Source organism: Geopsychrobacter electrodiphilus DSM 16401, assembly GCF_000384395.1.
GTDB lineage: Bacteria > Desulfobacterota > Desulfuromonadia > Desulfuromonadales > Geopsychrobacteraceae > Geopsychrobacter > Geopsychrobacter electrodiphilus.
In genome coordinates, this window is sequence record NZ_ARWE01000001.1 from 1965599 (window position 1) to 1979997 (window position 14399).

At 51.4% G+C, this 14399-nt stretch carries 10 protein-coding genes; all 10 read right to left on the reverse strand.

The genetic code is table 11. The annotated features are described in order from the left end of the window. Positions 1-1700: 1700 nt before the first annotated feature. The 10 genes from D888_RS0109385 to D888_RS0109430 all read right to left on the reverse strand — a co-directional run bounded on the left by D888_RS0109385 (position 1701) and on the right by D888_RS0109430 (position 14391). A complete protein-coding gene (locus tag D888_RS0109385; RefSeq protein WP_020676294.1) occupies positions 1701-1976 on the reverse strand; it encodes a type II toxin-antitoxin system RelE/ParE family toxin in 276 nt (91 codons plus the stop codon). Next, complete coding sequence (locus tag D888_RS0109390) at positions 1973-2233, reverse strand: hypothetical protein (protein WP_020676295.1); 261 nt, start codon at positions 2231-2233, stop codon at positions 1973-1975. Before D888_RS0109390 ends, D888_RS0109385 begins: the two co-directional genes overlap by 4 nt. 1139 nt (positions 2234-3372) lie before the next feature. After that, complete coding sequence (locus D888_RS0109395; RefSeq protein ID WP_020676296.1) at positions 3373-3648, reverse strand: type II toxin-antitoxin system RelE/ParE family toxin; 276 nt, start codon at positions 3646-3648, stop codon at positions 3373-3375. Then, positions 3645-3905: a hypothetical protein gene (locus D888_RS0109400; RefSeq protein WP_020676297.1), complete on the reverse strand. Its 261-nt coding sequence runs from the start codon at positions 3903-3905 to the stop codon at positions 3645-3647. The genes D888_RS0109395 and D888_RS0109400 overlap by 4 nt, the downstream gene beginning before the upstream one ends. A gap of 500 nt (positions 3906-4405) precedes the next feature. Then, positions 4406-5137 (reverse strand): tyrosine-protein phosphatase, encoded by a 732-nt coding sequence (locus D888_RS21220; protein ID WP_020676298.1) that lies wholly within the window; start codon positions 5135-5137, stop codon positions 4406-4408. A gap of 26 nt (positions 5138-5163) precedes the next feature. Then, positions 5164-7548, reverse strand: a complete 2385-nt coding sequence (locus D888_RS0109410) for a GumC family protein (RefSeq protein ID WP_020676299.1) — start codon at positions 7546-7548, stop codon at positions 5164-5166. Positions 7549-8169: 621 nt separating this feature from the next. After that, on the reverse strand, positions 8170-8556 hold the full coding sequence (locus D888_RS0109415; protein ID WP_020676300.1) for a GxxExxY protein: 387 nt from the start codon (positions 8554-8556) through the stop codon (positions 8170-8172). Between the two features lie 487 nt (positions 8557-9043). Further along, a complete protein-coding gene (locus D888_RS0109420) occupies positions 9044-10096 on the reverse strand; it encodes a polysaccharide biosynthesis/export family protein (protein ID WP_020676301.1) in 1053 nt (350 codons plus the stop codon). Positions 10097-11040: 944 nt separating this feature from the next. Then, positions 11041-12978, reverse strand: a complete 1938-nt coding sequence (locus D888_RS0109425) for a polysaccharide biosynthesis protein (RefSeq protein ID WP_026362316.1) — start codon at positions 12976-12978, stop codon at positions 11041-11043. 198 nt (positions 12979-13176) lie between these two features. Continuing rightward, the gene (locus tag D888_RS0109430) at positions 13177-14391 is read right to left on the reverse strand and encodes an IS256 family transposase (RefSeq protein WP_020676302.1); all 1215 of its coding nucleotides are present in this window, start codon (positions 14389-14391) and stop codon (positions 13177-13179) included. Positions 14392-14399 lie beyond the last annotated feature (8 nt).

The following is a 14399-nucleotide window of genomic DNA, read 5'->3' on the forward strand; positions in this document are numbered from 1 at the left end:
CATAAAGCTTGATCATAATGCAACAGATATTAGTGTAAAGGCCGACCCCCTATGCAATTGTCCAAAACTTTATTATTTACAGGGATATGCAGGAGGTACAGGATAACTTCTAAAATAAAATCAAGCTTTTGATTCTGCCATGGTCCTCATCCTGCCTATCCCTGTTAAAATTGCCTTTGCTGTAGATTAAAAAATGCCCTTTCAGCGTAAATCAGCGTCCCATTCAGCCTATGACCATAAATCTTTGAAAAACCATTGGACGCAGATCAAATCTGATAACGTCTGATCCAGTCTGATATTAAGATCTACCCCAAACCTGGGTTTAATCAGATCGGATCAGAATTTATCCGCTCTTTCCGCGTCCCAAAGGTTATGAACCCAGATACAAACCGTCAAGCGTAAAAGGCAGCCCCTTCCAGTTTCTATTCACAAGGATGAAAGGGATAAACAGGATAGATCGAAAACAAAAAAACCGCTTTTATCTCTTGCACCAGAACTATCCCCTGCATCCCCTTCATCCCTGTAAATCAAGGTGTTTAGCCCTTGGCAAGAACCAAGTCTTAGCCCTGCCCCTCTCTGTGTTCTCCGTGTCCTCTGTGGTGAAAAGCTTTCAAGCATTTACACCCGTTCGCCACGCTCACTCGAGATCACAGAGCTCACGGAGAAAAGCAGGTCTTAAGGGTTTAAACAAAACCGGTATTCAGATTAAAACCAAAAGCAAACGTCATTTTCTATTCACAGGGATGAAGGGGATGAACAGGATAGATCAAAACCAAAAACCTGCATTGTGCTTGGCACCAGACCTATCCCTTGCATCCCCTTCATCCCTGTAAATCAAGGTGTTTAGCCTTTAACCTACCCCCCTCTGTGTTCTCCGTGTCCTCTGTGGTGAAAAGCTTTCAAACCTTTACCACCCGTTCGCCATGCTCACTAGAGATCACAGAGTTCACAGAGCAAAACTGGTCTTTATGGTTTAAACCAAAAACAAGGATCAGCCCCGATTCACCTTTGCGCTCTTCGCGTCTTTGCGGTGAAAAGCCTTGTTACCGCCCGTTCGCATACGCTCACTCAAGGCGCAAAGTACGCAGAGAAAAAAGACTGTTAAAAGGTTAAAACCAAAAAACACGTCTTTGCCCTGCCCCTCTCTGTGTGCTCCGTGCCCTCTGTGGTGAAAAGCTTTCAAGCATTTACCACCCGTTCGCCACGCTCACTAGAGATCACAGAGTTCACAGAGAGAATCAGGCTTTAAAGGTTTAAACAAAACCGGTATTCAGATTAAAACCAAAAGCAAACGTCATTTTCTATTCACAGGGATGAAGGGGATGAACAGGATAGATCAAAACCAAAAACCTGCTTTTTGCCTGGCACCAGACCTATCCCTTGCATCCCCTTCATCCCTGTAAATCAAGGTGTTTAGCCTTTAACCTGCCCCTCTCTGTGTTCTCCGTGTCCTCTGTGGTGAAAAGCTTTCAAGCATTAACCACCCGATCGCCAGGCTCACTCGAGATCACAGAGTTCACAGAGAAAAGCTGGCCTTTCCGGTTTAAATCCAAAACAATGGTCAGCCCCGACTCAACTTTGCGCTCTTCGCGTCTTCGCGGTTAAGAAGATCCAGAGCAGCAACCCAGTGCGAGATAATTTCAGCGCCTCCAGTCGTTGAAAGACCAAAATTGCTACCCAGGAATCATGCTGTCCAAAATTCAATAAACCTCGTCATGATTCCCGATATTGACCGGAATGATGACCTGACCTTTGATCTGCAGCTCAAGAGTCATTCGATAACTCAAATTGATCGAAACAGAATGCAACTCATTTAAAGGGCCCTTTAAGCGATGAAGCCTTAAAGAAGGATGGTGCGGATTAAGCGCGAGAATCTGAAGCGTTTTAAGATACTGGCTCGCCAGATCGGGATGTTTGCGCAGAAATTGTGCTGCTCTTTTGTTGTAACCCGGAGTGTAAATAATCCGATAGCTCATGGCTTTTCAGACTGGATCCGTTCCAGGTGTTTTTCTGCGCTCTCTTCGATCCCCTCGCCTGCTTCGATTTCCTGGTGACACTGGTACAGCGCCGCATCCAGTTCACAAACACGCAGACGGTTGTAAGATGCCAGATCCATCACCACATAACGGTCCAGCCCCCGGACGGAGATGATCGCCTCGGTATCTTCACCTAGAGCCTGATCGATTGCGGCTACCCCGCGGACCTTTAATTCGTTTGCAGCAATATTCTTCATCGTAGCCTCCAACGACTTTAATCAGTACTAAAACAGGTACGATTAAAAGTACTACAACCAGAACCTGTAAGCAAGATTCGAAAGTGGAACCCGAAAGGTTAAAATCAATCTCGCCAGAAGCCCTGCGAGTTTGAACCTTTCATATCAACAAGGATGAAAAGGATAAACAGGATAGATCTAAATCAGAGATCTGCTTTTATACTTGGCACTTGCCCTATCCCTTGCATCCCCTTCATCCCTGTAAATCAACGTGTTTAGCCTTTGACAAAAACCAAGTCCTTGCCCTGCCCCTCTCTGTGTTCTCCGTGTCCTCTGTGGTGAAAAGCCTTAAAGCATTTACCACCCGTTCGCCAAGCTCACTCGAGGACACAGAGTTCACAGAGAAAAGCTGGTCTTAAGGGTTTAAACAAAACCGGTATTCAGATTAAAACCAAAAGCAAACGTCATTTTCTATTCACAGGGATGAAGGGGATGAACAGGATAGATCAAAACCAAAAACCTGCATTGTGCTTGGCACCAGACCTATCCCTTGCATCCCCTTCATCCCTGTAAATCAAGGTGTTTAGCCTTTAACCTACCCCCCTCTGTGTTCTCCGTGTCCTCTGTGGTGAAAAGCTTTCAAACCTTTACCACCCGTTCGCCACGCTCACTCGAGTTCACAGAGTTCACAGAGAGAATCAGGCTTTAAAGGTTTAAACAAAACCGGTATTCAGATTAAAACCAAAAGCAAACGTCATTTTCTATTCACAGGGATGAAGGGGATGAACAGGATAGATCAAAACCAAAAACCTGCTTTTTGCCTGGCACCAGACCTATCCCTTGCATCCCCTTCATCCCTGTAAATCAAGGTGTTTAGCCTTTAACCTGCCCCTCTCTGTGTTCTCCGTGTCCTCTGTTGTGAAAAGCTTTCAAACATTTACCACCCGTTCGCCACGCTCCCTCGAGATCACAGAGCTCACGGAGAAAAGCTGGCCTTTCCGGTTTAAATCCAAAACAATGGTCAGCCCCGACTCAACTTTGCGCTCTTTGCGTCTTCGCGGTTAAGAAGATCCAGAGCAGCAACCCGGTGCGAGATAATTTCAGCGCCTCCAGTCGTTGAAAGACCAAAATTGCTACCCAGGAATCATGCTGTCCAAAATTCAATAAACCTCGTCATGATTCCCGATATTGACCGGAATGATGACCTGACCATTTATCTGCAGCTCAAGAGTCATTCGATAACTCAAATTGATCGAAACAGAATGCAACTCATTTAAAGGGCCCTTTAAGCGATGAAGCCTTAAAGACGGATGGTGCGGATTAAGCGCGAGAATCTGAAGCGTTTTAAGATACTGGCTCGCCAGATCGGGATGTTTGCGCAGAAATTGTGCTGCTCTTTTGTTGTAACCCGGAGTGTAAATAATCCGATAGCTCATGGCTTTTCAGACTGGATCCGTTCCAGGTGTCTTTCTGCGCTCTCTTCGATCCCCTCGCCTGCTTCGATTTCCTGGTGACACTGGTACAGCGCCGCATCCAGTTCACAAACACGCAGACGGTTGTAAGATGCCAGATCCATCACCACATAACGGTCCAGCCCCCGGACGGAGATGATCGCCTCGGTATCTTCACCTAGAGCCTGATCGATTGCGGCTACCCCGCGGACCTTTAATTCGTTTGCAGCAATATTCTTCATCGTAGCCTCCATCGGCTTTAACCAGTACTAAAACTGGTACGATTAAAAGTACTACAACCAGAACCTGTAAGCAAGATTCGAAAGTGGAACCCGAAAGGTTAAAATCAATCTCGCCAGAAGCCCTGCGAGTTTGAACCTTTCATATCAACAAGGATGAAAAGGATAAACAGGATAGATCTAAATCAGAGATCTGCTTTTATACTTGGCACTTGCCCTATCCCTTGCATCCCCTTCATCCCTGTAAATCAACGTGTTTAGCCTTTGACAAAAACCAAGTCCTTGCCCTGCCCCTCTCTGTGTTCTCCGTGTCCTCTGTGGTGAAAAGCGTTCAAACCTTTACCACCCGTTCGACAAGCTCACTCGAGATCACAGAGTTCACAGAGAAAAGCCAGTCTTAAGGGTTAAAACCAAAGAACAAGGATCAGCTCAGATTCAACTTTGCGCTCTCTGCGTCTTTGCGGTGATAAGATGCGCGGCAGTTTTCGTTTAACCATCTCACTTCAACGCGCCTGAACCAGGCGGATACGGTCAAGCCCGAGGGTGAGGATCTGGTCGAGGTTTTTAGCGCGGTGGGCGTCGGAACCGAAGCAGGTATAGGCGCCGGCGTTCAGCAATGCCAGGGCGTTGGTCTGGACAGCCGTTCCATAAATGCCGGCGAAGCTGCCGAGGTTTCCCTGAAAGCGGCAGCCCATGTCGAGCAGATCGTTTATCTCGGCGGGAAGGCCTCCTGACCCGGTAGTCTCTGCGCGGTAGCTCGCCCGGCGCTTAAACCAGCGCCTGCCCGGTTTCTTCGCCTCAGGGAAGAGGTAGGTGTAACGTTCCGGGTGGGCCAGCAGCGGGGTGAAGCCCTGCTGGCGGATTTGGAAGAGAGCGTCTTTTACCTGCTCAGGGTCGGCGTGGGGCGAGGTTTCGGTCAGCACGAAGGGTGTCTCGCCCAGGGTCAGAATCTCCGGCCATTGGGACGGGAAAAATTCATCTATAAAATATTCCATCCCCGTATGCAGCCGCAGCGGCAGCCCTTCAGCATGCAGCAGCTCCTGAAGGGCTGCGACGGCTTCACGCACCGCGGTGGCGCTATTGGCGTAGAGACCCTGCAGGCAATGGGGGGTACAGTAAATATCACGAAAACCGCTGTCGATGAACTGTCTGGCCATGGCCAGCGATTCCTCCTGCGACACCGAACCATCATCCAGGTTCGGCAGCAGATGGCTGTGCCAGTCTGACTTACCCAACTCGCTCCCTGCGTTTGCTGCCTCGCTCACTTTTTTCCCAGTAACCTTTTCAGCAGCCCTTTAGGCTTCTTGTCCTCATAGCCATGGTCATCGCTGCCGTAGGTATAGGTCGTACCGTAGCGTTTACCGTAGTAGCTGTAGTAGCTGTAGTAGTCCGCGCCCTTACCGCTCTTGTCATTCAGCACCAGGCCGGAGATGGGAGCCTCCACCGAACGTAAAATTTCAATATTGCGTTGCGCCGCCTTGATCTGCACCCCGCCAACCTCGACCACCACCACCAGCTGGTCCGCCAGACGCGAAAGCACCGGCGTATCGGTCACCGCCAGCACCGGCGGAGCATCCAGCACAATGGCGTCATAGGTCTCCTGCAGCTTCAGGACTAACCGGGTCATGGCCTCCGAGCCGAGCAGCTCCGACGGGTTGGGCGGCTTGGTGCCGGCGTTGATAAAATCGAGCTCAAAAAACCCGGTCTTATGCACGGCATCTGCTACGGCACAGTCACCGATCAAAATCTCCGTCAACCCTGGCGTCTTCGCAACATTGAACATGGTGTGCAGGGTCGGTTTCCGCAGGTCACAGCCGATCAGCAGCACCTTCTGGCCGGTCTGCGCCAGGGTCAGGGCCAGATTCGCCGAGACGGTGGTCTTCCCCTCGTTGGGGAAGGTGCTCGCGACCAGAATCACCCGGTGTTCTTTTTTGACCCCGGAGAAATGCAGACTGGTGCGCAAACTGCGAAAGGCTTCAGCCGCCGGAGAGCGGGGCTCCAGCTGGGAGATCAGGATCCGCTGGCCCTCCTCACTCTTGATCTTGTCATGCTTTTCACGCAGCTCGATATGCGGAATAGTGCTCAGAATCGGCAGGCCCAGAACGCGCTTGGCGCTCTCACTGTCATTGATACTGTCATCGAGATATTCCAGAAAGAAGGCCAGCCCGACCCCCAGCATCCCCGCGACGATAAAGCCGAGCAGCAGGTTCTTGCGCTTTTTCGGCTTGATCGGCCGCTCCGGGGTGATCGCCGGGTCGATGACATTAATATTGCTGATGGTCGCGGCCTTGGCGATGCGCGCCTCCTGGTGCTTCTGCAGCAGGAACACATAGATGTCGGCATTGACCGTCGCCAGGCGGGTCAAGCGCGCCAGCTCCTGCTCGGCGTGCGGCAGGGTCCGCAACTTGGCTTCCCCGGTGAGCATCTGCTTGTGCAGGGTGTCGATCTGTACATCCAGGGCCTGCTTCGCCGCCTCGAAGGTCTGCAGCAGCTTGCGCTGCAGCTCGGCCATCTCGCCCTGAATCTTCTGCACCTGCGGATGGGCCTGGGTCACATCGGTCAACAGACCGCGCCGTTCAACTTCGAGTTCGGCCAGGCGCTGCGTAAGCGACGCAACAACCGCGTTGGCTTGCAGCACCGAAGGGGCGTAGACCTCGCCTTTGGTGCGGGCATCTTTCAGCGCTCGAATAGCAAAGTCGATCTGACGCAGCTGCAGCTGCAGGGTGTTGCGTTCGGTTTCACTCTCCGACAGGCGCGTGACCAGCAACTCCGCTTCGCTATCAAGCTTGACCACCTGGTTGGCGCGTTTGAAATCTTCGAGCTTCTGCTCGGCCGAGCCTAAAAAGGTGCGCACCTCGCCGAGCTGCTGCTCGATAAAATCGACCGACTTGCTCGCCTCTTCGGATTTGGTGTTAATGGAGCGCTCCAGATAGATCTGGGCCAGACGATTCACCACATCCCGCGCCTGTTGCGGATCGGCGCTCTGGTATGACAGCTGGATAATGTTGGTCCCCTTGCCCACCTCGCTGGCGCGCACGATTTGACGCACGTTTTGCACGGTGCGATTAAAATCCGCCAGGCACAAGCGGAAATGATCCCCCTTGTGCCCGCTCAGCCCCTGCAGCAACAGGCTGAAGCCCTGGGCGCGCACCAGAGTGCCCGACTTCCCGGTGGCAACCTCATGCCCGTCAGAGTCTTCAACGCGAAAACTGTCGGTCCCGGTCAAAACTATCCGATAACTCGGCTCTTCAGCCTGTGAGCTGAACTCCAGAATCGAAAATGACAGCCCGGCCTTGTTGTTATCGACCTGCCAGTTGAGATGCAGCTGCTTGACCACCTGCTCGATATTGGTGCGCGCCTTGAGAATCTCGATTTCGGTCTCGATGGGGTTATCGCGGCTTAAGCCCAGATCCCCGAGCATCGCGCCGCCCTTAACCTTCTCGTCCCGCACATGCAGAGTCGCGCTGGTCTCATAGATCGGGGTCTGCATAAAGGTAAACACCGAAACCGCCGCCAGCACCAGCACAAAGACCAGCAGCACCACGCGCCGGCGGCGATAAATCACCTGCAGATAATCCTGCAGATGCACCTCTTCGAACTGCTCCTGCGGGGATGGCGGGTTTGGCTGTGACTGGTTAGCGTGCATGTTGATCCTTGTCATGGCTATAGATGCAGACTCTCAAAAAAGAGCGGTTATAAAATGGAACTTCAATAATGCCAAACACCTACTTGGATGCTGATTAAACAAAATCAGCACTTGGATCTAAACCCAAAGCAAACGTCATTTTCTATTCACAGGGATGAAGGGGATGAACAGGATAGATCAAAACCAAAAACCTGCTTTTTCCCTGGTACTAGACCTATCCCCCTACATGCCCTTTATCCTTGTAAATCAAGTCACTTGAACCTTTTCCTATTCACAAGGATGAAAGGGATGAACAGGATAGATCAAAACCAAAAACCTGCTTTTTCCCTGGTACTAGACCTATCCCCCTACATGCCCTTTATCCTTGTAAATCAAGTCACTTGAACCTTTCCCTATTCACAAGGATGAAAGGGATAGACAGGATACATCGAAGACAAAAAAACCAGTTTGTATGCTTTGCACTTGCCCTATCCCCTGCATCCCCGTTATCTCTGTAAATCGAGGCACTTAAACCTTTTCCTATTCCCAAGGATTAAAGGGATAAACAGGGCACATCGAAATCAGAGATCTGCTTTTGGGCTTTGCGCCAGACATATCCCCTGTATACTTAACCCGGTAAATTTAGTCAGCACTGACCAATTCAAAATAATTATTAAATCGACGATATTCCAGTTTACTACAACCGAAGTTTATCAATAATCCAACATCAATGCCTGTTGCCTTAAGATAATTCAATATTTGGGCAGCATGTTCAGGGGCTATAGACTTAACAGCCTTTAGCTCCAGGAGTACCCGTCCCTCAACGATAATGTCAGCAAAAAATTCACCAATATTTTTACCGCGAAATTTCACGGTTAGGGGCGCTTGAGACTCGGCGACTAAGCCTTTTTCTCGTAATGCAATCAGCAGTGCTTTTTCATAAACGGATTCCAGAAACCCAATACCGAGTTCATTACTGACTTCAAAACAGGCACTAAGAATCGTAGCTGTCACTGCTTCAAATTGCATGGCTTCCTTTTCTCTATTTATATGAAGCAAAAGAAAAACCAGGAAAGATCAAAAACCAAAAGCAGCTTTATGTTTGGCAATTGCCCTCTCCCTTGCATCCCATATATCCTTGAAATCAAGTCACTTGAACCTTTTCATATTCGCAGGAATGAAAGAAATCAACAGGATAGATCAAAACCAAAACCTGCTTTTTTGCCTGGCACCAGACCTATCCCTTGCATCCCCTTTATCCTTGTAAATCAAGTCACTTGAACCTTTTCCTATTCGCAGGAATGAAAGAAATCAACAGGATAGATCTAATTCCGATCTGCTTTTTTGCTTGGTACCAGACCTATCCCTTGCATCCCCTTTATCCCTGTTAAATAGGGCTCCAGTCCCGAACCAAATGTAAATCAGCATCCAACGGCTGAATGACTTCAGCTCTCAAAGACATTAATCCAATACAAACTCGGCACACCATCTATGCAATCAGGGGTGAAAGCCCCTATTATTTCCCCTCAAGATAACGAATCTGAACGAAGGGTTGTAAAATCGCGCTGACACCCTGCAAGGTCGGCAGCAGCTCCGCGATCGCCTGGTTCCAGTTGCCGATGCGACCGCGCGGGGCGTAAACGATGTCCCCCTCTTGCAGGGCAAAGGGCAGGGCCTCGCCGCGCATGACCTTTTCGAGATCGACGACAAGCAGCTCGCCCCGCGTAACCGACAGCGAACGGATAATCCGGATCTGATTCAGGTTGGTCCCGACCTCGTCCAGGCCGGCACTCGACAGGGCCTGGCCCAGGCTCAGGCGACCGTTGGGCATGGTGACCGGACCGGGCTTTTTCACCGCGCCGAAGACAAAGACGTTCAGGTTTTTATCGTCGGGAACATAGATCGAATCACCCGGGTGCAACCAGACGTTCTGCCGCGCGGCGCCATCCTGCACCAGGCTTAAGATGTCGACCGGTTGGGTCTTGTTCTGGCGGATCAGGCGCGCATTGCGCATATCCGCCGTATCCTGCAGGCCACCACCCAGGGCCAGCCCCTGCAGCAGGGTCAGCGGGCGATCCATATAAAAGGTTCCGGCCGTCTTGAACTGCCCGAGCAGATAAAGGGGATGGCTCTTGTATTCGGCGACCTCCACCACCACCCAGGGATCAACCAGGTAGGTGCTGAACTTCTGGCGCAGGCTCTGTTGAATCTGTTCCACGCTCAGGCCGGCCACCGGCACCGTACCCACAAGCGGCAGATGAATATTTCCGTTACCGTCAATCCGGCTGCCCGCAACCGACCCGGTGGTAGCGATGGGGCTCCCAAGCTCGGGCCGCGCCGAAATATTGATATAGAGCACATCGCCGGACCCGACCAGGTACTGGGGAGAGGGTACTTCCTCCACTGACTCCACCGGAGTCGTAACGCTGACCGCCTGGCGCTCAACCACCGCAGAAGCGGAAACCTTTTTAACCGACCCGGCCGGCAGATCGGTATAAGAGGCGCAGCCCCCAAGCAGAAAAAACACAATAAAAAACCAGATAGGCCTCTGGTGAGCGACTGATCTCATATAAGTTTATCTCCAGCAATCATCAGATGACACAACCCCGGCAGACTACAATAAAAACGTCCAACGATCAACACACAAACCCCCAGTATTTAAACGAATTTTCCACGTTTCACCCTGCCCTGCACTTCTCTGTGTTCTCCGTGTCCTCTGTGGTGAAAAGCTTTGAAGCATTTACCACCCGTTCGCCAAGCTCACTCGAGGACACAGAGTTCACAGAGAAAAGCTGGTCTTAAGGGTTTAAACAAAACCAGTATTCTGATTTAAACCAAAAGCAAAAGTCATTTTCTATTCACAAGGATGAAAGGGATAAACAGGATAGATCAAAACCAGTGATCCGCATTGTGCTTGGCACCAGACCTATCCCTTGCATCCCCTTCATCCCTGTAAATAAAGGTATTTAGCCATTGACCCGAGCCATAGGTTTAATCAGATATGATCAGAATTTATCCGCTCTTTCCGCGTCCAAGGGTTATGAACTCAGATACAAATCGTCAAGAGTAAAAGGCAGCCCCTTCCAGTTTCTATTCACAAGGATAAATGGGATAAACAGGATAGGTCAAAACCAGTGATCCGCATTGTGCTTGGCACCAGACCTATCCCTTGCATCCCCTTCATCCCTGTAAATCAAGGTGTTTAGCCATTGACCCGAGCCATAGGTTTAATCAGATGTGATCAGAATTTATCCGCTCTTTCCGCGTCCCAAAGGTTATGAACTCAGATACAAACCGTCAAGAGTAAAAGGCAGCCCCTTCCAGTTTCTATTCACAAGGATGAAAGGGATAAACAGGATAGATCAAAACCAGTGATCCGCATTGTGCTTGGCACCAGACCTATCCCTTGCATCCCCTTCATCCCTGTAAATCAAGGTGTTTAGCCCTTGGCAAAACCCAAGTCCTTGCCCTGCCCCTCTCTGTGTTCTCCGTGTCCTCTGTGGTGAAAAGGTTTCAAGCCTTTAACCCCTGATGAACCTCTTCGTTCTCCGTGTCCGCAGAAACATAAACCTTGGGGCCTTTTCCATTATGGGCCGAAGCGCCACCATTTTCAGGTTTGAATTCCGGGACGATTTCGCGGAGTTTGGCGAGGATACCAGGCAGGTCGAGGTCGCGCTGCAGCTGATAGAGTTCTTCCAGCTGTTTCTCCAGAATTAGGGGGTCGATCAGGGTGGCCTCGGCGACCATGATCTTTTCGTGGCTGGTAGGTTTGATCCCCTCGCCTTCAATCAGGAGCTCCTCGTAAAGCTTCTCACCGGGGCGTAGACCGGTGAATTTGATCTGAATATCTTCGTAGGGGATAAAGCCTGACAGGCGAATCAGCTCCTCGGCCAGGGTGACGATCTTCACCGGTGCGCCCATGTCGAGCAGAAAGATTTCACCGCCCTGCCCCATGCTGCCGGCCTGCAGCACCAGCTGGGTCGCCTCGGGGATGGTCATGAAGAAGCGCGTGATCTCGGGGTGGGTAACGGTGACCGGGCCGCCTGCGGCGATCTGGCGGGTGAAGGTCGGCACCACGCTGCCGGCGCTGCCGAGCACGTTACCGAAGCGCACCGTGACAAAGTGGGTCGAACTGCGCCGCGCCAGAGACTGCACATAGAGCTCGGCCGCACGTTTGGTGGCGCCCATCACGTTGGTCGGGTTGACCGCTTTGTCGGTGGAGATCATCACGAAGCTCTCCACCTTGGCGGCGTGGGCGGTGTCAGCAACCACCCGCGTACCGCGAACATTATTGTTGGCGGCCTCGGCGGGATTATGCTCCATCAACGGCACATGCTTGTAGGCGGCGGCATGAAAAACCACCTGCGGCTGGGCCTCGTCAAAGACCCTCTCCACCCGCGCCCGGTCGCGAACGTCACCGACGATGGCGGTCAGATGCAGCCCCGGATAGCTCTCCCCCATCTCGTTATGGATAGCAAACAGCGGCGACTCGGCGTGATCGAACAGCACCAGGCTGTGAGGATTGAAGCGCGCGACCTGACGACAGATCTCACTGCCGATGCTGCCGGCAGCCCCGGTGACCAGCACCCGCTTCCCTTCCAGAAAGGCCCTGATACGATTTACCTCCAGGTGGGCCACTTCACGCCCTAAAAGATCATCCAGCGAAACATCCCGCACTTGCTTGATCGTAACCCGCCCATCGATCAGGTCGCCCATCCCCGGCAGGGTCTTAAAGCGCAGGCCCAGATCCTTACAGTGCCCGACAATATCCTGAATCTGCATACCGGTCGCCGAAGGGATAGCGATGATCAACTCTTCTGCCCTGGTCCGTCGAACCAGCTCTTCCAGCTGATCATGGTTACCAAGCACCGAAAAACCGGCGAATCTGCGGCCCTTTTTTTCAGGATCATCATCAATAAACCCGACCACCTTGTGCGGCAGATCAGGGTTTTGGCGAATCTCCTTGGCAATGGCCTGCCCGGCAAAACCCGCCCCGATGATCAGGGTGCGCAGCGTCTGGTTGCGCCGCTGCGTCTGCATCGGCAGGTAATTTTCGCGAACCGCGCGGGTCAAAAAACGCGCGCCTGCCATCATAGAGAAACAAATGAACCCATCGAGAAACAGCACCGAACGCGGGATACCGTCGAGACGGTGGATGAAGACTACATAGAGGATGAAGGCTATGGAGGCGAAAAAGTTGGCCCGACCCAGATCGACCACATCGGCGATGGAGACATATCGCCACCAACCGCGAAAGGTCCCCTGCCACCAGAAGATAGCCAGCTTGATTGCGATCAAAAAGGGGAGAAACTGCAGGTAATGCGACCAGGGAACACGTGTGAACGCGAAATCAAAACGAAACAGGTAGGCCAAAAGAAGTGAAGCGGCGATGACCGCAATCTTAAAACCAACAATAATCCAAAAGCGATGTTCTTTAAAAAGCTGTTTCAAGACAAACCCCTCGGATAATTCGAAATTTATATCATCATTCAAAAATAAAGGAGATATATCTTACATCAGCCGTTTCGCTTCTGTCGCTAGAAAAACCACAGGATTGGCCAAGTTTTAGGGGTAAACGAAGAAAGGTCAGAGGTTAAAGGTCCGAGGTCCGAGGGGCCTGTAAAGCAGATTGTGTAAACGGCCCGTCGGTCAGAGTGTTGGCATCCGGTCTTCAAAGATGATCGTAAATTGATTCAGGGCCGATTTCCAGTTGTGAATCGGCATGGTCCACTTCTTCGAGATATTTTGTAGAGCTAGGTAGAGCAGTTTGAGCATCGAGGCATCACTAGGGAACGAACCCCGATTCTTCGTGACCTTGCGCAGTGACATGTTAACCGATTCGATAGCATTGGTCGTATAGATCGCCTTACGAATCTCTGGTGGGTAGGAAAACAGTGGGGTTATCCGCTCCCAGTTTTGACGCCAGGATTTCCCGATGTCCGGATGACTGGCGTTCCACCTGGCTTCGAACTGCTCAAGTTGGATTTCGGCCTGCTCCAAGGTCGGAGCCCGGTAAATTTCTTTCAGGTCGGCAGCAACGTCTTTGCGCTGCTTCCAAGACACGTAGTTCAAGCTGTTCCGTACCATGTGCACCAGGCAAAGCTGAACCTGTGTGTCAGGGAAGATGGTTTCAATGGCTTCAGGAAACCCCTTGAGTCCATCAACGCAAGCGATGAAGATGTCTTTGACTCCTCGGTTTTTAAGCTCTGTGACCACCTGGAGCCAGAACTTTGCCCCTTCGGTATCGGCGGTCCAAAGTCCAAGGACTTCTTTGAGGCCGTCGAGGTTGACCCCGATGGCCAGATAGACAGCTTTATTGATGACCCGCCCATCTTGGCGCACCTTGATGCGGATAGCATCGAGATAGACGATGGGATAGATCTCGTCAAGCGGTCGATTCTGCCACTGCTCGACGTCTTCTGTAACGGCCTTGGTAACCTGAGAGACCAGCGTTGGAGAGATCTCTACGCCGTAGATTTCCTCCAGGTGTGCCTGAATGTCACGAGTGGTCATTCCTCGAGCATAGAGGGCGATGATCTTGTCATCGAAGCCAGTGAAACGGCTCTGACCCTTGGGAAGAATCACCGGCTCGAAGCTGGAATCCCGGTCACGGGGAACGGCGATATCGAGATTGCCGAATTCACCCTTGATGCGCTTTGGGTAGCTGCCATTACGTGAATTGCTGGTCTTTTTGCCAGCAGGTGCGTTCTTTTCATAGCCAAGATGTTCAGTCATCTCGGCCGTCATAGCGCGTTCCAGTAGTTGCTTGGTCAATTGTTTCAGAAGCCCAGTTTCTCCGATGAGATCTTCAGGATTCTTGTAGTTCTTCATCAGGGCATCGAGCATATCGTCGGGTATGGTCATCAGTTCCT